At 41.8% G+C, this 24,999-nt stretch carries 21 protein-coding genes and 1 riboswitch; of the genes, 15 read left to right on the top strand and 6 right to left on the bottom strand.

Annotation, left to right across the window (positions count from 1 at the left end; genetic code table 11):
• Nucleotide 1: 1 nt before the first annotated feature.
• A complete protein-coding gene (locus RHOM_RS13085) occupies nucleotides 2–2,329 on the top strand; it encodes an ABC transporter permease (RefSeq protein ID WP_006859032.1) in 2,328 nt (775 codons plus the stop codon).
• A 195-nt stretch (nucleotides 2,330–2,524) separates the two neighbouring features.
• Here the strand turns inward: RHOM_RS13085 and RHOM_RS13080 are convergent, their stop codons facing one another.
• The 4 genes from RHOM_RS13080 to RHOM_RS13065 all read right to left on the bottom strand — a co-directional run bounded on the left by RHOM_RS13080 (nucleotide 2,525) and on the right by RHOM_RS13065 (nucleotide 5,945).
• Nucleotides 2,525–3,232: a DUF6040 family protein gene (locus tag RHOM_RS13080; protein WP_008394183.1), complete on the bottom strand. Its 708-nt coding sequence runs from the start codon at nucleotides 3,230–3,232 to the stop codon at nucleotides 2,525–2,527.
• Nucleotides 3,210–4,931 (bottom strand): MobA/MobL family protein, encoded by a 1,722-nt coding sequence (locus tag RHOM_RS13075; protein WP_014080799.1) that lies wholly within the window; start codon nucleotides 4,929–4,931, stop codon nucleotides 3,210–3,212. The genes RHOM_RS13080 and RHOM_RS13075 overlap by 23 nt, the downstream gene beginning before the upstream one ends.
• Before the next feature lie 328 nt (nucleotides 4,932–5,259).
• On the bottom strand, nucleotides 5,260–5,574 hold the full coding sequence (locus RHOM_RS13070; RefSeq protein WP_005608351.1) for a hypothetical protein: 315 nt from the start codon (nucleotides 5,572–5,574) through the stop codon (nucleotides 5,260–5,262).
• A gap of 140 nt (nucleotides 5,575–5,714) precedes the next feature.
• Complete coding sequence (locus tag RHOM_RS13065) at nucleotides 5,715–5,945, bottom strand: helix-turn-helix domain-containing protein (RefSeq protein WP_004843519.1); 231 nt, start codon at nucleotides 5,943–5,945, stop codon at nucleotides 5,715–5,717.
• Between the two features lie 171 nt (nucleotides 5,946–6,116).
• On the opposite strand from RHOM_RS13065, the gene RHOM_RS13060 reads away from it, so the two are divergent.
• The 14 genes from RHOM_RS13060 to RHOM_RS12995 all read left to right on the top strand — a co-directional run bounded on the left by RHOM_RS13060 (nucleotide 6,117) and on the right by RHOM_RS12995 (nucleotide 22,694).
• Nucleotides 6,117–6,746, top strand: coding sequence for a helix-turn-helix domain-containing protein (locus tag RHOM_RS13060; protein ID WP_005608353.1), 630 nt, complete (start codon nucleotides 6,117–6,119; stop codon nucleotides 6,744–6,746).
• Between the two features lie 86 nt (nucleotides 6,747–6,832).
• The gene (locus tag RHOM_RS13055; RefSeq protein ID WP_005608354.1) at nucleotides 6,833–8,128 is read left to right on the top strand and encodes a tyrosine-type recombinase/integrase; all 1,296 of its coding nucleotides are present in this window, start codon (nucleotides 6,833–6,835) and stop codon (nucleotides 8,126–8,128) included.
• 475 nt (nucleotides 8,129–8,603) lie between these two features.
• Entirely contained in the window at nucleotides 8,604–8,960 is a 357-nt protein-coding gene (locus tag RHOM_RS13050; protein WP_014080797.1) for a hypothetical protein, read from the top strand.
• Nucleotides 8,961–9,066: 106 nt separating this feature from the next.
• The gene (locus RHOM_RS13045) at nucleotides 9,067–9,843 is read left to right on the top strand and encodes a DUF4300 family protein (RefSeq protein ID WP_143761834.1); all 777 of its coding nucleotides are present in this window, start codon (nucleotides 9,067–9,069) and stop codon (nucleotides 9,841–9,843) included.
• A gap of 109 nt (nucleotides 9,844–9,952) precedes the next feature.
• A complete protein-coding gene (locus RHOM_RS13040; protein WP_456300003.1) occupies nucleotides 9,953–10,252 on the top strand; it encodes a MarR family transcriptional regulator in 300 nt (99 codons plus the stop codon).
• Nucleotides 10,253–10,438: 186 nt separating this feature from the next.
• The gene (locus RHOM_RS13035) at nucleotides 10,439–11,125 is read left to right on the top strand and encodes a hypothetical protein (protein WP_014080794.1); all 687 of its coding nucleotides are present in this window, start codon (nucleotides 10,439–10,441) and stop codon (nucleotides 11,123–11,125) included.
• Nucleotides 11,126–11,276: 151 nt separating this feature from the next.
• A riboswitch (TPP riboswitch) is annotated at nucleotides 11,277–11,381 on the top strand.
• A gap of 152 nt (nucleotides 11,382–11,533) precedes the next feature.
• Complete coding sequence (gene thiD, locus RHOM_RS13030; protein ID WP_014080793.1) at nucleotides 11,534–12,334, top strand: bifunctional hydroxymethylpyrimidine kinase/phosphomethylpyrimidine kinase; 801 nt, start codon at nucleotides 11,534–11,536, stop codon at nucleotides 12,332–12,334.
• Nucleotides 12,331–13,527: a putative hydroxymethylpyrimidine transporter CytX gene (gene cytX, locus RHOM_RS13025; RefSeq protein WP_014080792.1), complete on the top strand. Its 1,197-nt coding sequence runs from the start codon at nucleotides 12,331–12,333 to the stop codon at nucleotides 13,525–13,527. Before thiD ends, cytX begins: the two co-directional genes overlap by 4 nt.
• A 3-nt stretch (nucleotides 13,528–13,530) precedes the next feature.
• The gene (thiW, locus tag RHOM_RS13020; protein WP_014080791.1) at nucleotides 13,531–14,043 is read left to right on the top strand and encodes an energy coupling factor transporter S component ThiW; all 513 of its coding nucleotides are present in this window, start codon (nucleotides 13,531–13,533) and stop codon (nucleotides 14,041–14,043) included.
• A 462-nt stretch (nucleotides 14,044–14,505) separates the two neighbouring features.
• On the top strand, nucleotides 14,506–15,759 hold the full coding sequence (locus RHOM_RS13015) for an MFS transporter (RefSeq protein WP_014080789.1): 1,254 nt from the start codon (nucleotides 14,506–14,508) through the stop codon (nucleotides 15,757–15,759).
• Nucleotides 15,760–15,787: 28 nt separating this feature from the next.
• On the top strand, nucleotides 15,788–16,339 hold the full coding sequence (locus RHOM_RS13010; RefSeq protein ID WP_014080788.1) for a prolyl-tRNA synthetase associated domain-containing protein: 552 nt from the start codon (nucleotides 15,788–15,790) through the stop codon (nucleotides 16,337–16,339).
• A 6-nt stretch (nucleotides 16,340–16,345) separates the two neighbouring features.
• Entirely contained in the window at nucleotides 16,346–18,082 is a 1,737-nt protein-coding gene (rlmD, locus tag RHOM_RS13005) for a 23S rRNA (uracil(1939)-C(5))-methyltransferase RlmD (protein ID WP_014080787.1), read from the top strand.
• A 31-nt stretch (nucleotides 18,083–18,113) separates the two neighbouring features.
• Nucleotides 18,114–18,485: a TnpV protein gene (locus tag RHOM_RS13000; RefSeq protein ID WP_014080786.1), complete on the top strand. Its 372-nt coding sequence runs from the start codon at nucleotides 18,114–18,116 to the stop codon at nucleotides 18,483–18,485.
• A gap of 261 nt (nucleotides 18,486–18,746) precedes the next feature.
• The gene (locus RHOM_RS12995; RefSeq protein ID WP_014080785.1) at nucleotides 18,747–22,694 is read left to right on the top strand and encodes a P-loop NTPase; all 3,948 of its coding nucleotides are present in this window, start codon (nucleotides 18,747–18,749) and stop codon (nucleotides 22,692–22,694) included.
• Nucleotides 22,695–22,895: 201 nt separating this feature from the next.
• Here the strand turns inward: RHOM_RS12995 and mobQ are convergent, their stop codons facing one another.
• A complete protein-coding gene (gene mobQ, locus RHOM_RS12990; protein ID WP_014080784.1) occupies nucleotides 22,896–24,605 on the bottom strand; it encodes a MobQ family relaxase in 1,710 nt (569 codons plus the stop codon).
• Between the two features lie 137 nt (nucleotides 24,606–24,742).
• Nucleotides 24,743–24,964: a DUF3847 domain-containing protein gene (locus tag RHOM_RS12985; protein WP_014080783.1), complete on the bottom strand. Its 222-nt coding sequence runs from the start codon at nucleotides 24,962–24,964 to the stop codon at nucleotides 24,743–24,745.
• Nucleotides 24,965–24,999: the final 35 nt, after the last annotated feature.

Here is a 24,999-nt window from a genome sequence, read left to right as displayed (position 1 = left end):
TATGAATTATCCTTTTGAAAATGATACCAGTGCAGTAATTAAAAAATTAGCACGAAAAAGTGTGCGTTTTGATAAGAAGAAAAACTTATTTTGCCTTTCGGCAATTATTGTAGCCGTTGCTATGATAATGATGTCGTTGCTCACAGTGCAAAATATCATTTATCAAAATCAGAAAGAAATCGAAGGATTACATCAAGGGATTTTCTTTGACATTACGCAGGACAGTAAAGAAAAGTTGTTAGCAAACGAAGAAGTAAAAAGTGTAGGACTTTCCTGTAATATCAAAACAGTGAAAGAAAATTCTAAAGAACTGTCTCTGATTTATTATGATGATGACATGCTTAGTTTGATTCCTGCCTTTGACGGAAAATATCCAGAGAAAGCAAGTGAAATTGCTGTTACAGATGCCTTTTTTGCCAGTGAAAATAAGTCTCCGGAAATCAACGCCATAGTTCAGTTGAATCTGGATGGTACTTTGAAGAATTATACTATTGTTGGTATTTATCATGATAAAACTTCTACCGCTTATCCTGTTTTTGTTTCACTTGAAAAATGCCGGGAATTACGTGGAAATAACCTGCTTAATGGATATGTTTGGCTTGAAAATGCAGATACCCTTACAAAAGACGAAGCAACAGAAATATTATCTCAAATTTCAGAGGAGACTGGACTGAATAATTGGACAGTCAGCAGTTACTATGATTATGTAAATACAACTTTGTCCTTCAGTAATTATGCGGTATATGGTGTAGTTGCTGCCATTTTGTTTTTAGCTGCCGCACTTGTAATTTACAGCATTTTCTATATTTCGGTTGGACAAAAAGTTGCTGAGTTCGGACAGCTTCGGACAATAGGGGCAAGTAAAAAGCAAATTTATAAAATAGTTCTTAAACAGGGTTATATGCTTGCAGTTCCGGGGATTTTAATTGGTAGTATCATGGGAACGATCATCAGCTATTGTCTGCAATCAAAAGGCTGGTCAGTATTTGCATTTATTGTTTCTCTATGTGGCGCATGCCTTTTTGGAATACTGCTTGTTTATATTAGTGTTCGTAAACCAGCAAAAATTGCAGCGAATACTTCTCCAATTTCCGCCCTGAAAAATCCAGTGGGAATTGTAAATTACCGCACTCACAAAAGACATCGTATTACGCCTGTATATTTAGCGAAAATCAGCTTTTCCAGAAACAGAAAAAAATCTCTATTGACCATTTTATCATTGGGACTGTGCGGAGTTATATTTTTCCTTGCAGCAAGTTATCAGAGTTCTTTTAATGCCGAGAGTATGGCTCGTTATTGGGATATGAAGTACGGAGATTTCAAAATCAGCATTGATTTAGAAAACGAAAGTGAAAATTTGGATGCTCTCTTGCAGAAAGAATATTTTTCTGATTATGTAAAGCGTGTTGGAGATATAGAGGGAGTTAGCAATATATTTACTTATGCTACCGTACCAGTTGATTTCTCAACAGACAATGATATTTCAGATAGCACCTTGATGCTCGGCTATAATGAAAAGGATTTGGCGTCGCTAAATGCAGCGGTTTTGTCTGGAAATATTACTGATGATACAGAATTAGTTGTAAGTGATCCCGAACGTATTTATGATGTTTACCATTGGAAACCTCAAATTGGGGATACTGTGACCTTTAATTTCAAAAATCATAGTGGTAAAACAATAACAAAAGCATTCAAAATTGGTGCAATCACTTCCAGCAATGATGGAATGGGTGGCTATATTTTCAGAATGCCGGAAAATATGCTCAAAGAACTTGCAGGTTATGACTGTACATACGCAATCGAAATACAAGCAGAAGCTGAATATCAGGAGATAATCGAGCAAGAACTCAAATTACTCGTTTCTGACAATAGGGATGTTCGCTTACAAACCCTTCAAGATTTTATTGTAGAACACCAATCAGACAATCGTGCAGGTTTTACATTAGCTTATGCGATTGCAGCCATCTTGTGGATATTTGCGGTCATCAATCAAATCAATCTTACTGTGACAAATCTTTTATCACAGAAACAGGAAATGGGCACACTAAAATCTATTGGTATGACAAATAAGCAGTTGAAGCAAGCATTTATGATGGAAGGTCTTTTTACTACTTTGATTGCATTGCTTATAACTGCTGTTGTTGGAATCCCCGGCGGATATGCAATCGGTATATTTTTGAAAAATGCAGGCATGTCTACGGGATTTGTATTTCCGGTTGTTGCTTTTACTCTTTTTGCTGTTGCTATGTTTATGCTTGAAAGTTTGATGACAATATTGCTTATTCATTCATGGAAGAAGCAATCTGTTATTGCAATAATGCGAAATTGATGATAGAAAGCTTTTCATATCTCGGTCAGCTCCACAATTACATTACTCTGCTGATACAGCCAGTCCGTAAATTCTTTCGGGCTGGCTGTTCCTGTTTTTACAGCCTTTTTTCTCTGTAATACTTCTTTTCATACAGTAAATTTTCACTAGGCTGGTATGGAGTAATTTTACTGTCTATACAGTAAGTTGAAAATACTAATATGGTCTTTTTTCTAACCAAACTTTAAGATAACATCTAATTCCAACATATGCGCCCTGCGAAAGTACGAAAAGCAATAGAAGATTTACTGACAGTACTTTTTTGATTGATTCTCCAAAATAAATGACAATAGCAACACTTGTCAGTATCATTAGTAGAGTAATAACATCCCAACAGTTTTTCTTATATAATTCTATAACCTTTATTTCTATCAGTATCGCCAGCATCCCTGTTCCTGCCATACATATTCCTACAATCAATATTAGCAATAACCAATATACCATTCCGGCTATAAAAGCATTTGGAATTTTTGTACTAATCTGTGCCGCAGAATGCCCGGCATCAATCGTCCATCCGACAAAGGTTTGTATGAATGATGCTAAATCATTGAAGAATGATTTACAATCGACAAGGAACATATCTGACTGTACTGCCTGAAAAAGAGTGGTTGTCAACGAATACCATGCAAGAAGGAACAAGGTTGTTTGGAACATTACCGTTTTTGCTTTATACTGTCCTGCAAGTCGCTCTTTTTGTGTTTCGTATTTTGCTTTTGCATTCTGATAGGCTGTCCGGTTACAGGCTTCACATTTTTCATAGAGTACCGGCTTTTCTACCGGTATTTCTACGATTTTCTGATGTGTCCGGGCATAATCCCGTTCCTGTGTTAAATAGCATATTTTATCTTGACATTCCTCTATCATGACGTTTGCGCTTCGCAACTTCTCTTTCTCGATCCGCAATGCTCTGTCTGCCAGCTTCAAGTCGTTCTTTAATGCTTGAATATTCCCGGCTCTGTTCTCTTTGTTTAATTTCTCGTTCAAGGTCAGAGATTCGTTGAGCTGCGTCTTCAGTTCCACGATAAGCTGGTCTTTCTGTTCCAACTCTTCTTGTATCTCCTCGGTCAAGAGCAGAAGTTCTTCCAACTGTTCGGCGTTCTTTAATTCTCTGGATTCGTTCATCTATATCACGTCCTTTCTCTACCTGCTGTTCCAGTTCAGCAATTCGGTGTTCTGTTTCAGTAATAAACTGTTTTCGCTGTTCAGCTTCTGTGCCAATATCTGCCATTGCTGATTTTCGTTTTCCAAAAGTTCTATCTTCGTTTTCTGTTCTTCCATCTTGGAAAGTAGTTCCTCGGTATTTGGCAAAATGTTGAGCAGCTCGGATAACTCGCTGTTTAATTTTTGCAATTTCTGATTCTGTTCCTGCATAAGAGAGAGTTGGGTGTCCCGGTTCTGCATTTCCAGAAGCATTTCTGCCATTAAGGTCTGCTGTTCTTCGATTTGCCCAATCATGGACTCCATTAAGGGTATAATTTCCCGGCTTTCTTCTAATGTCATTTAATCGCTCCTTCCATAATGATAATGCACCTGATACTTTCCCAAAGGTGTCCAGTATCTTTTGCAATAACGTGTTTTGTTGTTTTATGATTTGATTTTCCGCTACTTTCCACGAACCTTTTATTTCCTGCCCGGCAAGAAACTTTTGTTCAATCTTTCTTGCGTCAGCACCTTCATGGATGGTAGGAATCTGGAGTTTTCCCTGCTTTTCGTAAGAACGGTGATCGACCTGATTATGCAAAGGCAGATGTTCATTACACACCTTTGCCCACTCGCTCCGCCACAGTTCACAGTTTTTTGGATTGTTCCATCCCGTAGCATCGGTCAGTACCCGTTTCCATTGCAGGCGGTTTCTTGCACCAATCTTCTGGATTCCGTTTTCATCTAATACAGGGATACGGATTCCATGACGGTCAGGGTTTTTCTTATCCTGCCACCAGTTCGGATGGGATTCATCAATCACGATATTTCCGCTTTTATCTCTGACAAAATCCCAATCTTTGACTTCTTTCTTCCCCCAAGAATGATCCGGGTTAAAAGGGCGCATTGTCAGAAGCAGATGGACATGAGGATTGCCATCCCCTTTGTCGTGGATACTCCAATCAGCACACATTCCCTTATCCACAAATGTTTTTTTGATATAGTCGGCTGTATATTGAATCTGTTCCTGTCTGCTCCATTCTTTGGGGAGGGCAAATTCAAATGACCTGCCAAGTTGGGCATCTGCACTTTTTTCAATCTTCAATACCTCATTCCATAACCGTTGTTTCTGAAATGTGATTTTAAATTTTTCTAAAGCAGCTTCTTTATCTTCTGACCTTTTGTATCGGACAGATTTTTGAAAGCGTTTTATATTTTCTTCTGGTACTATCTGCCATTCAGGAGGTGCGTTTTCGCACATCATCAGACTGGTGTAGACCACTTCTTTTTTAGAAGTGTAATAACTGATTCGCCCGGTTTCCTCGTTTTTCATCACATCCCCATTGAGATATGCGGAAGCGGAGATAACAGATTTCCCTTTACTTCGTCCGACTATTTTGATTGTGTAATGAAAAATCGCCATGTCTGGATTCCCCCTTTCTGCACATCCGGCATAGATTTCCGGCAACATTGCTTTCAGTTTTAGAAAAAGCAGTATTGCCGGAACGCCCTCTGCGTAAGAGTGCCCTGCGCATAGCAGCCTGCATGGAATGCGCCCCTCTGGCGAAGAGTGCCTCCTGCGGCATGAGCAGGTCTGGCTGAAAGCCCCGCCGACGGAACGAGCCCGGCAAGCGTGAGCGAAGACCGGTTGCCACTTGTGGCAAACTTATTGGGACGACCTCTGGTTGTCCATAAGTGCGCCCTTCATGAAAAAGCAATGAAGGGAATGAAAAACTCATCCCCCCCCGCCATTACACTTCCTCCATATCGGTATGTGTTTCTTTCTGCATTGCCTTTGAAAAAAATTTCCCATTGGCTTCCTGCTTTTTCAGAAAACCAATCAGCTTTGGGATGTCCTCTTCCTCGATAGGCGCACCGAGAACGGATTCCACCGCACCGCCAACCTGACAGAGCCTATGGGTTCGTTTTTTACTTTCTTCGGCTTTCTTTCGTTTCAGAAGTTCTTTCTTCTGTGCTGCATATCGTTTTGCTTTTTCAAGGCTTTCCTGTTCCTTCTTTTCCATTTCAAGCATTCGTTCTTCATAACTTTTTGTTGATTTTGCCATGATTACATTCCCCTTTCTTTTACAAACATAAGTTCTCGGTTGCGTATCAGAAGAAGCACATGGTATAATCTTCTTGCGTGTAGGTATATCATGGCTTCGGTCTGATAGAACCTTTGGCGGTTTCTTTGGAAGCCGCCTTTTTAATTTGCCGCAGTTCTTGTTACGGCTTTTACATTTCCTCTATCCCTCAAATCACGACCTTCATTCGCTTCCATAAACATTTCCAGAATATCGGTTTTAATCAGGACTTTGCGACCAACCTTTAATACTGGAAGTTTCTTCCATTCTACAAGCTGTCTTAAGGTGTTTCTGCCGATTCCCGTATAGTCAGCAGCTTCTTCGATGGATAATGCAATTTTTCTTTGCGTCATATAATCACCTCCTTATAAATTGCATTATGCAATTCTTGTGATGTAAGTATATCCTTTTCATATCTTTTTGTCAAGCGTTACGAAATATTAAAAATAATTTTTAAGTTGCATATTGCAATTACAGAAAAACAATGCTATAATTCATACATACCGAAAAAGGAGGCAGTCAGCATGAAAGATAAAGAACTACGCAAGCTGATAGGCAGCAGAGTAAAACAGCGCCGTCTGGAATTGAATCTGACACAGCCTTATGTCGCAGAAAAGATGGGTGTTACCGCTTCTACAATCCTGCGTTATGAGAATGGTTCGATTGACAATACGAAAAAAATGGTGCTGGAAGGTCTTTCGGAAGCACTCCATGTATCTGTGGAATGGCTCAAAGGGGAAACAGATGAATATGAAACCGACATTACGGATAAGAGAGAGTTACAGATTCGTGATGCGATGGGAGATATTCTGGAACAGTTACCGCTTGCCCTTACCAAAGAAGAAGATGCTTTTTCAAAAGATTTATTACTGCTGATGTTAAAACAATATGGTCTGTTTTTGGATTCCTTCCAGTTCGCCTGCAAAAACTTCAAGGGGAATGCTGGTCAGACGGATATTGCCAAAACAATAGGGTTTGAATCGAATGATGAATATAATGAGATTATGTTCTTAAGGGAAATCACTCACACCATCAATGCTTTTAATGAGATGGCAGACGTTGTAAGGCTCTATTCCAAGAAACCAAAAACAGCAGAACAAAGGCTTGCAAATCTTTTATCAGAAGTCTTATACGAAGATTCCGAATCGGTATAGTAAGACAACCGGAGTTATGATATACTTACACGCACGAAGCATTTCATCAGTTCCGATTGTCTAATATCGAAAGGAGACATACGATTATGGCAAAAGGATCTGTAAGAAAAAAAGGAAAGAAATGGTACTACCGCTTCTATGTAGAGGACGCAAGCGGCAATCTTGTTCAGAAAGAATGCGTTGGAACAGAAAGCAAAAGTGAAACTGAAAAGCTGCTCCGTCAGGCAATGGATGATTATGAGAAAAAGAAATTTGTTGCCAAAGCGGAAAATCTCACAGTCGGACAGCTTTTGGATGTGTGGGCAGAGGAGGAATTAAAAACAGGTACGCTCAGCAATGGTACGGTGGAGAATTACCTCGGAACAATCCGAAATATCAAGAAACACCCATTGGCAGAACGGAAACTGAAAAATGTAACCTCTGAACATTTGCAATCCTTCTTCGATTTGCTTTCCTTCGGGGGAGTTCATCCCGACGGAAAAGAGAGAAAGGGTTACAGCAAAGATTATATCCATTCTTTTTCCGCAGTCATGCAGCAGTCCTTCCGTTTTGCAGTATTTCCAAAGCAGTATATTACGTTCAATCCCATGCAGTATATTAAACTGCGGTATCAGACGGATGAAGTGGATTTGTTTTCCGATGAGGATATGGACGGAAATGTCCAACCAATTTCACGAGAAGATTATGAAAGATTGCTTGCTTATCTGCAAAAAAAGAACCCAGCCGCAATACTTCCAATCCAGATAGCCTATTATGCCGGGCTTCGTATTGGAGAAGCCTGCGGTTTGGCATGGCAGGACGTAAATCTGGAAGAACAATGCCTTACCATAAGACGCAGCATCCGATATGATGGCTCAAAGCGCAAATATATCATCGGACCAACCAAGCGGAAAAAAGTAAGGGTTGTTGATTTTGGAGATACACTGGTAGAGATTTTCCGTAATGCCCGGAAAGAGCAGTTAAAAAATCGAATGCAGTACGGAGAACTTTATCACACGAACTACTACAAAGAGGTCAAAGAGAAAAACAGAGTGTACTACGAATATTATTGTTTAGACAGAACAGAGGAAGTCCCGACAGATTATAAAGAAATTTCTTTCGTCTGTTTAAGACCGGATGGTTGTTTGGAACTTCCAACTACTTTGGGGACTGTTTGCAGAAAGGTGGCAAAAACATTAGAGGGATTTGAAGGCTTTCATTTCCACCAGTTACGTCACACCTATACAAGCAACCTTTTAGCAAATGGAGCTGCCCCAAAAGATGTGCAGGAATTGTTGGGACACTCAGATGTCAGTACCACAATGAACGTCTATGCTCACTCCACAAGAGATGCGAAACGAAAATCAGTTCGGCTTCTTGATAAAGTGGTGGGCAATGACTAAAAAATTTCCCTTATTTCCCTTGTGATTATCTCATAAGGGCAAAAATAAGGGAAACTACATATCATTTCACTAATGGACAGGCGGGAAAGCCTATAAAATGGGGAAAGTTAGAGGAATAATTATATAAATTCCAGTTGTAGATAATGCAAAAAGAAAAATTGAATTTGTAAAGAAATCAGCAGGAGCTGAAAAAAGGAATCGAGAAATCGGTTCTTTTTTTAGTTTGCGCGCCATGGGCGCTCTGACGGGTGCAAGTCCCGAACGCGCCCAGATAGTGGGAAGCGGGTGGCAGGATTATGGGGAAAACGGTATTTATGAATGCACTTTCCGTGATATTGAAAACTCGGCTACAGGCGGCAAAAAATGAATATTTCTTTAATTTTGGAATCATACTATTTACATTAATGAAAGACTAAGGTAATCTTTTGAAAAGTATTCACAGAGTACGAATAATAAGAAATGAGGTAGATTGAAGATGAAGAAAAAAATAATTATGATTGTGGCTTGCGTGATGTGCTGTGCTGGATTATTTGGCGGCTGTGGACAGTCCGGGATGAAGCAGGATAATACTGCAATAAGCAATAGCGAAGAGGGAAAACAGGAAGGAACAACAGAAGAAAAAGAAGTGACCGGAACGATTGATGAGATAAAAGATTTCATGTTTGTCGTTACAGATGAGAATGATACACCATATAGCTTTACTTTTGAGGAAAAGCCGGAAGGACTGGAGAATGTCAGCAACGGAGATACTGTGACTGTAAGATATACCGGAACAATTTCAGAGGTAGATCCGTTTGAGGGAGAGGTAATATCTGTTGAAAAGGCACAATAAGGCCAGAAAAGCGACTGAATTACTGGCGGTTATTATACTCGCATCTGCGATACTGGGAGCCTGTGCAGAAAATGTACAGAAACAGAAGATACCTGCCGCAACTTATATGGGCGGGAAGGCTTCCATTACCGGGATCTGCAGGGAACTGGACGCTGCAGGAGCTTCCCATGTAGATTTATTTCAGGAGTGGGTGGTCGATTTTGCGGATTCTGCGGGGAAGAATGCAAAGCTGGAGGATGCCTGGTCAGATCCTGCGAAGATGAAAGCAGATATTGTAAAATGTATGGATGGCTGGGAACAGAATCATGATTATTCAGACGCTGACTGCAGGATGACAGCGTTCCTTTTGCTGGATGGGATGCTTTGCTCGGAGTCAACAGAAAGCAATTATACAGGCACATATTTAATGTTTGACACGGAAGCGATAGATAACGTGGACAGATATGAAATCATAAAAAAGAATAGGGATATGTTTACTACACTCTATGGCGAAAAGCGTGTAACAGAGGGCAACTCTCCGGAAACTGTGTTTTCCGACAGCTGGAAATATCATGGATTTCAAATAAATAGTGACAGGATATCTCTTCTTAGTATCGTGATATATGACCCGTATTCTGAGGTTGTTTTCGTAGGGCATACCGGCATACTGATAAAGTACAGTGACTATTATTTATTTGTAGAAAAGATCGCCTTTGAACAGCCCTATCAGGCGACAAAAGTGCATACTGTAGATGAATTGCTCAATATCATGTCATTAAGAGCGGAATACTTCGGAGAAGAGGGGGAAGCCGGACCATTTGTATATAATAATGGAGAATATATTGGAACGTTAAAGAAAAATATTGACATGGCAGAAAAAATACCCTATAATCGTTCTAAATAGAACGATTATAGGCGGGGTTGAGATGTATTTCTGGGATAAACATAAAACAATTACAGGATATTATGAACTGTTATCCGGCGAGGTATGCGACCGGTACGGGTTAACACAGATGGAATATGATATACTGATGTTTTTACATAACAATCCACAGCATAATACCGCAGCAGAGATTGTAAAGGTGAGGAAATCAACAAAATCCCATGTATCAACTTCACTGAAAAAATTGGAAAATGAAGGTCTGATTGAAAGAATACAAAGCGAAGATAATAAAAAGCATATTGAAATTGTTTTATTAGACAAGGCAGAGTTGATTGTGGAAGCCGGAATAAATGCACAAAAAAAAGTTCGCCAAAAATGTATTAAGCGGGTTGACAGAAGAAGAAATACATATGTGTATCAATGTATTTGATAAGATCTGTAACAATGCAGAAGAACATTTGAGAGACTACAGGGAGAATGCAAATGAGAACTAAATTTTGTGTAAAGAAAAAACATTACTGTTGATTGCAGGCATTGTCTGGATGATAGCAGGAGTTATTTTTACCAGAAATTATTTGTTTTACAGCCGATTGATGAAAAAGGGGCAGGACTAACGATGAAAGAAAACAATTACAAACCACAGATCCCAGATGTGATGGAAGCAATATTTGATGCAGCGTATTTGACTTTTGATCTGGTTGCTGCAATGCTTTTTTTCATATTTTCAAAGGGAAATATGTTATTTATTCTTTATGGAATATTAACATTGACACTTTGCGGAGGGGATGCTTTTCATCTGGTACCGAGAATTATCAGGGCAGTACGTGGAAGTAATGATAAAATAAAGCGGCAGCTGGGAATCGGACTGCAGGTATCGTCTGTTACAATGACAGTATTTTATATTATTTTGATGTATATCTGGAAGCTTACATTTCCGGAATTTAAAATACCGGTGGTAATTGAAGTTGTTGTATGGATATCAGCGGTTGTCAGAATTGTGATATGCCTGTTCCCGCAGAACAACTGGTGCACAGATGAAGGAAATATGAGATTATCTATTATCAGAAATACAGTTTTTGCAGTTACTGGTACAGGGATAATTATTTTATATTTAATTTCGGGAAATACCTATGGATATCATATGACAAGGATGGCTGCGGCTATTATTATTTCATTTGGCTGTTATCTTCCAGTAACGTTATTCAGTAAAACAAAACCAAAAGTAGGACTATTAATGATTCCGAAGACCTGTGCATATATGTGGATTATTGTAATGGGACTACAGATTTTGTCGGAATATTAAAAATGAGCTGGGAAATAGCAAAATATCTGATGTGGCTATGTAGCTGGATTTGTGATAATTTCAGAAAAGCACAGAACAAAAAGCTTGCATTTTGAAAACAGGCGTGTATAATAAAGCTGTTATAAAACAGACCATTACAGAAGTGATAAGGATAATGAAAACGGGGTGCTCGCACGGCGGGCTGAGAGTAAGCGGATGCTTTAACCCAGAACCTGATTTGGATAATGCCAACGTAGGGAGATAATAAGTCACAAGAGTTATTTGTGCAGGAATCTTTGCGTTGGGTTCCTGCACTTTTTTTGGCCGTTTGCGCCGATAAGGCAGCAGTAAGAAAAATGATATATCACAGCGGCAGATTGGGGGCACCACCTTAGGTCGCTATATAAAATTAATGCAGAGGAGGATTTTATGTACACAGCATTAACAATCGCTGGAAGTGATTCCAGTGGAGGCGCCGGCATCCAGGCAGATATTAAGACAATGACCGCCAACTGCGTATACGCGATGAGTGCGGTCACGGCTTTGACTGCCCAGAATACGACCGGCGTAACAGATATTATGGAAGTAACTCCCAAATTTTTGGCAGAGCAGCTGGACAGTATTTTTACGGATATTTATCCGGATGCAGTAAAGACCGGAATGGTCTCATCCAGTGAACTGATTGAGACGATTGCGGACAAACTGACAGAGTATCACGCAAAAAATATTGTGGTAGATCCTGTCATGGTGGCAACGAGTGGAGCAAGGCTTATCAGCGAGGATGCCATCGGCACATTGAAAAGTAAATTATTGCCCCTTGCAACTGTTATCACTCCGAATATCCCGGAAGCAGAAGTTCTTTCCGGAATGGAGATTAAAACAGAAGCAGATATGGAAAAAGCAGCAGAAATCATCTGTAACACCTTAGGCTGTGCAGTTTTATTAAAGGGAGGACATCAGTTAAACGATGCCAACGACCTTCTTTTCCAGAAAGAAAAAGAAACGGTATGGTTTCACGGGAAGAGAATTGACAACCCCAATACCCATGGAACAGGCTGCACGCTTTCTTCGGCGATTGCATCGAATCTTGCAAAGGGAAGGGACTTAGAAACTTCCGTCAGGTATGCCAAAAATTACATTTCCGGCGCACTTGCCGCCATGCTTGACCTTGGAAAAGGAAGCGGTCCCATGAACCATGCATTTGCAGTCGAAGGAGAGTACAAAGGATGAATAAAAAGAGAACTTCCGTTTTTTCAAACGGACTAATCTGGTTTGGCGCAGGCGTATCTCTGGCGGAAATACTGACAGGTACCTATTTTGCACCGCTCGGTATTGGAAAAGCAATGGCAGCAATCCTGCTTGGTCATCTGATCGGCGGTCTTATGATGTTTGCGGCAGGAATGATCGGAGCGAAAGAGCGCAAAAGCGCCATGGAAACTGTAAAAATGAGCTTCGGCGAGAAGGGAAGCCTTCTTTTTGCCGTATTAAATGTGTTGCAGCTTGTTGGATGGACGGCGATCATGATCTATGACGGCGCACTTGCAGCGGATGGTGTGTTACATATTGGAAACTGGGTGTGGGCGCTCGTCATTGGTGTTCTGATTATTGTCTGGATTTTCATTGGGCTGACCAATCTCGGCAGGCTAAATACGGTTGCCATGACAGCACTTTTTATTTTGTCACTGGTACTATTTAAAGAGATCTTTTTTAATTCAGATTTTGTGATGCTGATTACAGCAAGTGATGACACAATGACGTTTGGTGCGGCGGTAGAACTTGCGGTAGCAATGCCGCTTTCCTGGCTGCCGCTTATCAGCGATTATACAAGAGAAGCAGAAAAGCCGTTTGCAGCAACACTTGCCAGTGTGCTTGTCTACAGTCTGGTCAGCATTTTTATGTACATGATCGGCATGGGAGCGGCTATTTTTACCGGTGAATATGACATTGCACAGATTATGTTAAAAACCGGTTTTGGCGTTGTCGGACTTCTTATTATTGTATTTTCCACGGTTACAACCACCTTTCTGGATGCTTACTCCGCAGGAGTTTCCAGTGTTTCCATTTCTTCAAAGATTCAGGAAAAATGGGCGGCGATCGTTGTTACCGTGATCGGAACGGCTGCAGCGATTGTGTATCCCATGGATAACATTACAAACTTTTTATATCTGATCGGTTCTGTTTTTGCTCCGATGATCGCAGTACAGATCGCAGATTATTTCATTTTAAAGAAGGCAGATGCCGAAAAATCTGCTTTCCAGTGGCGTAATCTGGTGGTATGGCTTGCCGGTTTTATGATTTACCGCATATTGATGCAGGTAGATACACCGGTCGGAAATACACTGCCGGATATGGTGATCACAGTCATTCTCTGCCTGATTGTGGAAAAAGCTGCGGGGGCATCACACAACAGGAAAAGAGGATGAAAAATGAAGAAACTGAATTTAAAGAAATTGACGGTCACAGCAATCTTAGCAGCGGTAGCAGTGGTGGGAAGCTTGTTTTCCTTCCCGGTATTCGGTTCCAAATGCGCACCGGTACAGCATCTGGTAAATGTTTTATGCGCGGTTACCGTAGGACCATGGTGGGCGTTGGCACAGGCTTTTATTGCGTCGCTGATCCGTAATCTGCTGGGACTGGGAAGTCCGCTGGCATTCCCGGGAAGCATGTGCGGTGCATTGCTTGGCGGACTTCTTTATAAGTACGGGAAGAAACTTCCGTTTGCCTATCTCGGCGAGGTGGCAGGAACCGGAATCATTGGCGGAATGCTTTCTTATCCGGTGGCATATCTTGTCATGGGGAATAAAGCAGCGGCGCTATTTACGTTTGTTGTTCCGTTCCTGATTAGTACCTGCGGTGGAACACTCATTGCTATTATTATTACGCTGCCGCTGAAAAAATCAGGTCTGCTTGGCAGAATGAAGGAAAGTTTAGAAGAGTAAAAATGTTAAGGTGTTGCTGCATCCGTATTGCATTGATGTATACGCCGGTCATGGTATGGAGAAGATAGGAAATATGCGGTTATTGATCAAACAGAGAGTGTTTTCGTGGACAGATTCCTATGACGTGTATGACGAGGCGGGGAGAGCACCAGGAAGAGGTCAGTGCGTGGGATTGACAAGCAGATAGAAATTGACGTATACTGAATTGGATTTTGAGGAAAAGAAAGGAGGACGCAGGATGAACGGTCTGGGTTATGCACCGGTCTGCAGCAGCAGTGCATTGTCAAAAACAGATATTTTTCGCGTGTACGGGATTACTGCGCCCTTTTTTAAGAAGGTTTAGCGTTTCTGTACAAAGAAAAATGCGGCAGTAATTCCGAAACAGTTTGATCTCGCAAAGGTGTGGGATCGGGCTGTTTTTTCATTTTATTGATAACAATAAAAAGAAAAGAGGAATTACAGATGAACGAAAAACAGAATCTTCGACTTAAGAGAAATGTTGGGCTGGACTATGTCCATACGTTTCTTTCCAATATGAACATGCAAAGCTCGATCTGGGTGCTGTATCTCGCATATTGCGGGATGCACCTGGCACAGATCGGACTACTGGAGGGAATTTACCATGCGACAAGCATTGTGTGTGAGATTCCTTCCGGGGCTGCAGCCGATCTGTTGGGCAGAAAACGTTGCATGATTTTGAGCAACATCTGCATCGCGGTTTCCTGCGTGATCATGCTGTTCTCAAAAAGTTTCGGGTGTTTTGCGGTAAGCTTTGTCGTACAGGCACTTGGAAATAATTTAAACTCCGGCTCGGAGGAAGCGCTTGTATATGACAGCATGAAGTGCCTGGGGCAGGAAGAACACTACATGGGTGTCTATGGAAGACTCAATGTGCTGATCGAAGTGGCGCAGGGGCTTGCGACGGTCGCCGGCGGTGCGCTGGCAGAATTCTCCTATTTCTGGTGCTATGCGGCATGTGTTGTGATTGCGGTGCTGGCATTGCTGCCGGTACTGTGGATGGCGGAGCCGACGCAGTGCGGTGAGGCAGCTGATACGGCCGGGGAGGGTGTGGAAGATGCGGCGGAAGGAACTCCGGCACAGAGAACGATCCGGGAGACCGTGAAGCATCATTTTGCAGTCAGTGCGTGTATCCTGCAAAAGGATGTCAGAATCGGAAAAATCATCGGCTTCTATTCTGTCGTTTTTGCGGCGCACACGCTGCTGTTTTTCTACAGCCAGCAATATTTCGCGGATCTCGGTTACAATAAAGTGCAGATCAGTGTTATTATGCTGCTCGTGGGAGGCGCTTCCTGCCTTGGTGCTCTCGTCAGTGAAAAAATGTACCGGTGGTTTGGGAAAAAGTGCCTGATACCGGAGACGGTTATCATTGCGGGGGCAATACTCTGCTACGGAGCAGGGAAGGCGGGCGTGGCGATAGCGGCTCTTATGTGTGCCGGATTTGCGAACGCGGCGTTGTATCCGATCCAGTCGGACTCCCTGAACGCACTGATTCCGTCAGAGCAGAGGGCAACCTTGATCTCGGTCGACAGCATGTGCTTTTCCATCGTCATGATTGTGCTGTTCCCGCTGGCGGGAGCACTTGCAGACCGGTGGGGGTTAAAGACGGTTTTACTGTTGCTCGGCGTCATTTTACTACTGTTTCTTTTGACAGTCTTTTGCATCGAAAAAGAAAGCTTTTCAAGCGATCATTCCTGATGTATGATGAAAAAAGCGAGGTAAGCATATGTTAAAATTAGAGAAGGGACGTCCTGCCGACTGCGCGGGACGTCTGGAAAAAGAAGTCCGGACGTACGATTTTCTGGATAAACTGAATATCGAATATGAGCGCATCGACCACGAGGCGGCAATGACGATGGAAGAGTGTGCAGATGTCGACGAAGCGCTCGGCGCAATGATCTGCAAGAATCTGTTCCTGTGCAACCGGCAGGAGACAACATTTTACCTGCTGATGATACCGGGAGATAAGAAGTTTAAGACAAAGGATCTGTCGGCACAGATCCATTCGTCGCGCCTGTCTTTTGCAAAAGAGACGTATATGGAGGAGTTTTTAGACATCACGCCCGGGTCGGTCAGTGTGCTCGGTCTGATGAACGACAGGGAACACCGTGTCCAGCTTCTGGTGGACCGGGATGTGCTGAAAGGCGACTACATCGGGTGCCATCCGTGCATCAACACGTCCAGCCTTCGCATAAGACAGAAAGACATGTGGGAAAAAATTGTTCCGGCGCTGGAACACGAACCGGTCTTTGTGACATTGGAAGAACCACAGGAGTGAGCAGATATGAAAAAGAAAATGCAGATAAATAAGAAGAAAGAAGAACGGCGGGGAACGCAGGAAAAAATGTTGGAACCGGCAAAGTCGGCAAAGTCGGCAAAGGCGGCAAACACGGGAAAGCAGACAAAATCGGAAAAATCGTCGAAACCGGCAAAATCGTCGAGACCGGCAAAACTGAATAAGCCGGCGGAGCGCGCAGATGCGGTCTGTCCTTACGCGAAGAAATGCGGTGGATGTGACTATCAAGGCATGCCGTATGAGAAGCAGCTCAAGGAGAAGCAGGCATATGTGCAAAAGCAGGTCGGATCATTCTGCAAAGTGCTGCCGATTCTGGGGATGGACGAGCCGTATCATTATCGGAACAAGGTGCACGCCGTATTTGATATTGAAAAAAAGCGTGGCAGTCGTCCCGGCGTTCGTGGGAACGGTAAAGCCGCAAACGGAAAACAGGGAAACGGCAAAAAGGGAAGATTAGCGGCAAAGCCGGCACCGGGAGGGATCATTTCGGGTGTATACAAAGCGGGAACGCATGAGGTCATCAATATCGATGCCTGTCAGATCGAGGATGAGCTGTCCGGCGCGATCATCCGTGATATCCGGGGGCTTTTGCATTCTTTTAAAATTAAGACATACGATGAGGACACCGGTTACGGTCTGCTGCGCCATGTGCTGGTGCGCCGCGGGTTCCACAGCGGGGAGGTGATGGTTGTCCTGGTGCTTGGCTCGCCGGTACTGCCATCGAAGAATCATTTTGTGATGGCGCTGCGGGAACTTCACCCGGAGATTTCGACCGTGATCGTCAACGTGAACGACAAGCGCACCAGCATGGTGCTGGGCGACAAGGAGAGTGTGATCTACGGTAAGGGCTACATTGAGGATACGCTCTGTGGATGCACCTTCCGCATTTCGCCGAAGTCGTTTTACCAGGTCAATCCGGTGCAGACAGAGCTCCTCTACGGAAAAGCCATTGCATATGCGGCGCTGACCGGAAACGAGACGGTTGTGGATGCGTACTGCGGCACCGGCACGATTGGCATTATTGCCGCGAAATCAGCGAAGAAAGTGATCGGTGTAGAATTAAACCGCGATGCCGTGCGCGATGCGGTGAAAAATGCGAAGTGTAACAACGTCAAAAATATCGAATTTTACAACGCAGACGCGGGACAGTTCATGGTAGAGATGGCGGAATACCGCGCGGATGCGAAGCGCGGAGAGAAGAGCGGAGCAGACGAGGTGGATGTCGTCTTCATGGATCCGCCGCGCGCCGGAAGCGATGAGGCGTTCCTCTCCTCGGTGGTGACGCTGGCACCGAAGCGTGTCGTTTACGTTTCCTGCAATCCGGAGACGCTGGCGCGGGATCTTTTGTATCTCACAAAGCATGGCTACCGGGCACAGGAGTGCCAGCCGGTGGATATGTTCCCGTGGACGAAACACGTTGAGACAGTTGTTCTTTTGTCCCAACAGAAGCCGGATGACACGATAGAGATCGACTTAGACCTGGACGAGCTGGATGCTACCAGTGCCGAGTTGAAAGCAACCTATCAGGAAATCAAAGATTATGTGCTGAAAGAATTTGGCTTGAAGGTTTCAAGTTTATATATTTCTCAGGTAAAACGCAAATGTGGAATTGAAGTGGGAGAAAACTATAATCTTCCAAAATCAGAAAATGCAAGAGTTCCACAATGCCCGAAAGAGAAGGAAGAAGCTATCAAGGCTGCCCTGAAATATTTTGCGATGATCTAAGGACATCGCTGATTTCAAGGAGGAATAACACATGAAAAGCACATTTGAAAAAATGGGTGGAACCTACACACTTGGCGCAGACGGAATTTACTATCCGAATCTTGTCAGTACAGATGAAGAACCGCATTATGGGAAATATGGAATGATGCGGAAAACATATCTGAAAGAGCATCGTCTGGCAATGTATTCACTGTATATGTTGGAAGACAGACTGGTGGAACATCTGAATCTTGTGGACGATGAAGCACAGGAGAGAATGGATATTCTGGTACGTCAGATGATGGAGCAGCAGGGCATTACGGAAGAATTGAAAGCTCGTGATCAGATGGAATGGGTCAGAGCGGTAAACAATATCCGGAATGCTGCAGAAGAGATTGTGTTAAAAGAATTAGTGTATATTTAAGGTAATGGAAAGCTCCTTCGGGAGCTTTTCGCTGTTTGGAAGAGATTATATAGAAAATGGGTTAAGAAGATGGTATTATTAAAGCAACGGGATTTTTTTATTATAGTATCTAAAATGTTTTATTCATTACAAGGAAATGGAATTGATGAATGCCATTAAACTTCCTAATAGAAATAGAATCGTTCGATATTCTGAATTGGAAAATTTGATAAGTACAGATTAGAGCACGTGTAGATGTAATAAGAGAACGAAAGGAAAAATATGGGAAAAAGCACAAAGAAGAAAAACAAAAAGATTACAGCTCCAAAAGCAAATATTCAGGAATTAAGTATTTCTAGGGATGGCGGACAAATTGCACTCAGGGGGTATTCATATCAATTTTTGTATTCGTGTTATTTAATTCTTTCGTCATCAAATCCAAGCAATTTTTTCCAGCTTGAGGGGATTGAAGATATTGATTGTATCATGCAGAAAAATGGTAGTAATGATATTACTCATATACAGTTGAAATATTCTGTCAACAAACAGGATGCCAGCTTTTTAACTGATGTGCTCAAAAATTTTCTTGAAGCATATTTGCTGGATCAAAATAGATTTTTTAAGCTTGTTTACGATTTCCCTGTTGCAAAAGGCCATCTAAGTAAGATATTTGCATCTAAGTTAGACGAAAAATCACGCACCCATTGGGCTGGCGTGATTTCAAATATCAAGAAAAACAATCCTTCTTGGAATTGGTCTGTTTATGATTTCGATAAATTTATTTCACATCTGTCATTTGAGAAGATTGAAAAATCTATACTTGCTACTGAAATTGAAAAAACCTTAATTAGAATTTATGAGATTAACACAGACAATGTTTCATTATTTGCAAATAGCATAAAAATTCTTTGCTTTGAAAAAATGGAGCAGCGGGCCTATGTGACAAAAGCAGAATTAGATTCCAAAATCCAATCTGTCAAAATAGATATCAGTAAGGGTCCTCAAAATCCAGCTCATAGTTGGATTCGTAAACTGGACTACTCTAAGCCTAGCATTGATGAAGGGTGTAGTTTTTACGAAGGGAAAAAAGCAACACCAGCAGATATAGTAAGTGGGTTTCCAATCAAACGACCGAGTTTAGAAAAAGATGTTATTAATTCTATTTGCGAAAACATGGTTACTGTAATTAAAGCTTCTAGTGGGCAAGGAAAAACCACGCTGGCTTTGCGGGCAGCTTATATTCTCCAAAATGAATATATACCATATCAGTTACTATGGTGTGATGAGATAAAAGAAATTGGGAATATTGTCCAATATTTCAAAGCAAGAATTCAGCTTGGTGAAAAGATTCTTATCTTAATTGACAATCTGGATAACCATCTCAGCAAATGGAATTATCTTGTTCAGCTCTTACAATCCGAATTGCATTGTCATTATAAGTTGCTCATCACATCGCGAGAGATGGATTGGTATAATTATAGTGGTGACTTGAGCAATATCCAGTCTTTGAAAGTAATTAAGCCGGTTTTAGAAGAAAAGGAAGCAATAGAGATATTCAATCTATTCAGAGAGGCTAAGCAACTTCACCCAAGCATAACAAGCTGGCAAAGAGCATGGAATAAGATTGCAGAAAGGCAACTACTTATAGAGTATGTCTACTTGCTTACTCATGGTGAGATGTTATCAGAAAGAATAGCCTCACAAATATCCGAAATAGGACAATCATCTTCTGGCAAAGCAAAATGTGAAATCTTACGCAAAGTATGTTTTGCAGATCTTTGCGGAGTCAGGCTTTCTGCTATCAAACTTTCTGCGAGTCAATCAGAAGACTCTGGCTCGGATTTTGGGGAGCTTTTAAAAGGTATGGAATCGGAGTTCCTTGTGCATGTAAATGAAGAGAGTGGGTATATTGAGGGGCTACATCCCATTCGGTCAAAGCACGTTGTTAAGAGGCTGCATGAATTCCTGCCAATTGACAATACCGCCATTTCAGTTATGAAAATGGCGGACAAAGCGGACCTATCGATACTGTTTTCTCATCTGCCGGAGTTTACCCTGAACAAAGAAACGTTTTTCCGCGATGCGGTCGAGAGTCTATGGGATGAAAAAGACCTTTCAAACTATACTTCTGCAATACAGGGGCTTTTTTCAGGGAGTGTGATGCAGTATTTCCTTTCTAACCGGGCTGCGTTTGACGATGCAGATGCCCACGGCGGTCTTTTTCTTCTATCGACCGAAATGTGCCCCTTTGCTGTATTCGAGGATTTCGGTGTGTCGATGGATACGCTGGACAAAATGCGGGAAACATTTCCGGATAATAAGAATATAGAATATCTTTGCCGATTACGGGAGCGTATTCCCACCTGCTGTTTGCAGGAAACGTATGTCTATATTTTCTGCGATTGTTTATATAGGAAAATGCGCACCTTTCGTTTTGACGGAATAAAGGACATCACGTCCTATACCTCCATTTCTGAGTGGATCTATAACATCAATCCAGAGTGGAATGTATCGGCCGGATTTTCTCTGGACGATCTTTGGAGCAAGCCAGAAAAATTGACGCTGGAGTGCGTTTCTACGCTGATGTATCTCTCCTACTGCGGGAACAGAGAGAAATATATGGAATTTGTGGAACGAAATCTTAAGAGTATTCTTACGTACCTTAAGCAGTGGACCAGATCACATAGGGTATTTATTGATTCCGAAAAAAAAGCGATTCACATTGAATATATCCTTCGATTGCACAATATTAAAACGGGAAATGAGCAGAGCGTCTCAAGGCTGAAATTCCTTTGTAAAGCCTTGCCTATTTTTGATTTGTATTGCGCGGATGCTCTCAAGCCGACAGTTGATTTGCTCTCGGCTTATCCTGTTCCCGACGATGCACATAAAGAAATGCCCATTAAAAATATTGTAATCATGTTCCATCAGAATCTTACGTCGCTATGGAACAAGACCATTATGAGCAATTACGAATTTGATACCGCGACAGAATGGTTAAATTACTGGTTTGATGTGAGAGAACATATATGTTTGCTTGCAGATAAGTGCTGTGCCTGTATTTACAAACTCCTTGGCGGAAAACCATTAGGGAGTTTGGCCGGGGAGGTAGATCAACTTCGTGAAGAATTTGCCCTAATTACTACTGGTGAAAAGCGATATCCTAAAGAAGATCGTCCTTTTGAAGAAAAAGCTACAGTGCCCGAGAGGTTAGGAAAAATAAAGAGTAAATACTTTCAAAGCATACAAAACTTTATGAATCAGTTTGCAGGGTTCCTCATTAAGAATGAACAAAAACAAAGATTGGCTATGGTTAACCTCACAATAGCTCAAAGTGCTCTTGTGACAATGCAGAATTACTTTGCAGAAATTGCAATTGATTTTAGCTTTCAGGAAAGACAGTTGACTATTTGTGTTATGGAAACACAAAACATAGAGCGACTAATAATGTGCTGTAGCTACTACCAGACACATTCGCCAAATAAGTATTTTAATAAATATCAAATTAGCAATTGGTATGACGGGCATTGTCGGGATGAGAGAAAGATAGTAGAAGACGGATTGTCGGAATTAGAATCAAAGTATTCGATTCATTTTCCTGATCAGATTTACACCATTGACATGTTGAGCTATTATCCCATCATAGTTGGTAATTTTGATATGGCATCGGAAAGCAATTTAACCGAATGGCTTCTGGGCTGTATCGCATTTGCTGATGCTCCCTTTGATTACCTAGTCATATTATCTGCAAACGAGTCCAAAGAAATAGATTCTACTGCTTTACAGTTCCCTCGACGGATGCTCGTTGACGTCAAGAAGGCAATCGAATCAGAAAATCATTCATTGCTTGATAAACTGGTGCCTCCATATCCTGTGAATGTGACAGCACAAATGCTTGACTGCTTTAGTGAAAAATATGATTTGCCTGAAAAAAAAGTCACCGATGTCGATGAACTTCCAATAGGATATATTGCAGAAGAACTATGGATATATTCTAAATCTGTGGAGTTGTTGACGGAACCAGAAGATGCGTGTTATCTTGCAGCTCAAACGCAAGATATTCAGCTCAACATTACGGAAATGCTTTGTTTATTGAAGAACAAGCTTCCGGTCAAAGATGTCGATTGGTTAATAGAAATTTGTGATAACGTATTTTCAGGAGAAAAATTTGATGACATTATGTTCAATAATGTTATTGAACATTTCATACAGAAAAAGATTGAACAGTAAAATCGTTGTAGCTTGATTGTTTTAGCAGACAGTGTCTATTTAATCGAAGAAAAAGAATGTTGATAGTATAGGCATTGAAAATGCTAGACTATGACTTAGATTTCAAATAAAAGTAAATAGTTGGAATATTAAAATAATAATGTGTGAATATTATTCATTGTCTCGGCACCATTTATGGTGCCAGGACAATACTTTAGATGATTACAATTCCATATCATGTGACCTTTTCTTAGTCCGAGCAGACTGATTTCGCCGCATTTCCTGTTCTCTCTGATATTTAAGTTCCCATGCACGATGGGAGAAAACATCAGGATCCTCCACATTGAGATAATCCACCTCATTGGCGGCAATATCACGACGGTGATAGTCGTAATATTTACCGAAAGTACCTTTGAGTTGTTCAATCAGCTTATCCCGAAAATCAGGACGTATCTGGATTCTGGTATCCAGCAATTCTGTGTACTGTTCTGGTTCAGGACGAAATTTTTCTTCCCGGAAAGCGGCGGCATCTTTTTCAAGCTGTTTTTTGAGCGAGATGTCCTGAGAATCCAGGATATCCAGATTGTTATTCATCTGGTCATATTTTTTGGATAGATTCGTCATATCTTTATCGGTAGAGCATTCTGCTTGGAAGATTAGCTGCTCTTTCCTTGATTTCAGTTCTTCGATTTCTTCGGTAATAGTGGTAAGCTGCTGATTCAATTTTATATGCTGGATGGGATTCAAAATACTGGTTTTCTCTTTTTTCACATTCAGTTCTTTCCGCTCTGTAACTTTAGCTTTGAGTTTCTTTTTAACGGTGTTGTATTTATTCAGTATTGGATTAAAATGATTCATCCAGTCATGGATCACTTCTTTTTGCATCTCATTGTGGAGCAAATGATATTGTGTAAAAATCATGTGATTTCGGATTGCTTCCAATGTTTCTGCAATTATTGGAATAGACTTTTCTACAGCTTCAGCCAGTTTTGCTACTTTTGCTTTTAATTCTCGGAGCATTTTGTTATCCGCACGAATCTGACGGTTGATTTCACAGCGGTCTGCTATCATGCCTTTCTTTTCCATATTCTGGGCAATGTAGCCTTCATGGATGGTTGGCTGTTCGGTGATTCCCTGATCTGCAAAGCTGCGGTGATCAATGGTAGCATTTATCTGATTACGTGCAAGCATTTCATTTACGGCATCTGCCCAGTTTGCCCGCCAGATGCAAAGTTGTTCATCACTGTTCCATTGTTCGGAAATAGGATTCTGTCTGCCATATCGGCTGCTCTTGGGGTGTTTATCATTCCGTTCATATCCTTTTTCCTGTGCAACAGAGGAAGTCAGATATTCTTTCTTTTTCCCAACTTTATAGCGATATTGCTTTTCCCATCCCTGTTTCTGAGCAGTTTTAAATTCAGAAGCAGTAAATCCTTTTTCTTCTCCATCTTTGATACAGAGATATTCTTTTTCGGTTTTATACTGCCATGTTCCATTTTCATTTAGTGGTCGGACAGTAAGAAGAATGTGTGCATGGGGATTGTGACCATCTGTATTGTGAATGGCAAAATCAGCACACATCCCCATATCTACAAAATTCTTTTTAATAAAATCCTGAAGAAGAGAAATATTGCTGTCTTTATCCAACTCAACGGGGAGTGCGACAACAAATTCTCTTGCAAGTCGGCTGTCTTTGGTCTTTTCGTTTTCTTCCACAGCATTCCAGAGTTGTTCCCGGTCATTCCATTCCAATGGAGCCATTGGAGGAAGCATCACCTCCTGATAGATCAGCCCCTGCTTTCTGGTATAGTCATGCTGGATGCCGTCATAATCATTGTACATGCGGCTACAGCTCATATAAGCAGAAGCAGCAACAGCAGATCGACCGGAACCACGGCTGACGACTTTGGCTTGCATATGATAAATTGCCATATCTGGCACCTCCTTTCGATGTTGCCTGCAACAGCGGATAAAGCCCTCGGCAGAGCGCACGAGCCCCGAAGGGGATACCACTGCCTGATTTATCAGGTGGTGAGTAAGTGCGCCCTTCGGGAGTGGAACTTGTGCGTTTACATTCCCCGTAGCCGGATCATCAGCTCCCGTTTCAGGGAATCTAAATCCATTTCTTTAATATGGGGAACAATACTTTCCAGAATTGCTCCTTCCTGGACTAACCTGTGTGTTCTGGCATCACGTTCTTTTTTGCGATTTCTTGCTTCGGCTTCTTCCTGGCGGTGTCTTGCCTGTAAAAGTGCTTTTTCTTCCGGTGTCATGATTTTTTTATCTGCCATATCTGGCACCTCCTTTTTATGCCCGTATCCGGGCA

The organism is Roseburia hominis A2-183 (genome assembly GCF_000225345.1).
Lineage (GTDB): Bacteria > Bacillota > Clostridia > Lachnospirales > Lachnospiraceae > Roseburia > Roseburia hominis.
The sequence above is the reverse complement of the archived record's forward strand: the minus strand, read 5'-3'. Positions and strand labels throughout refer to the sequence as shown.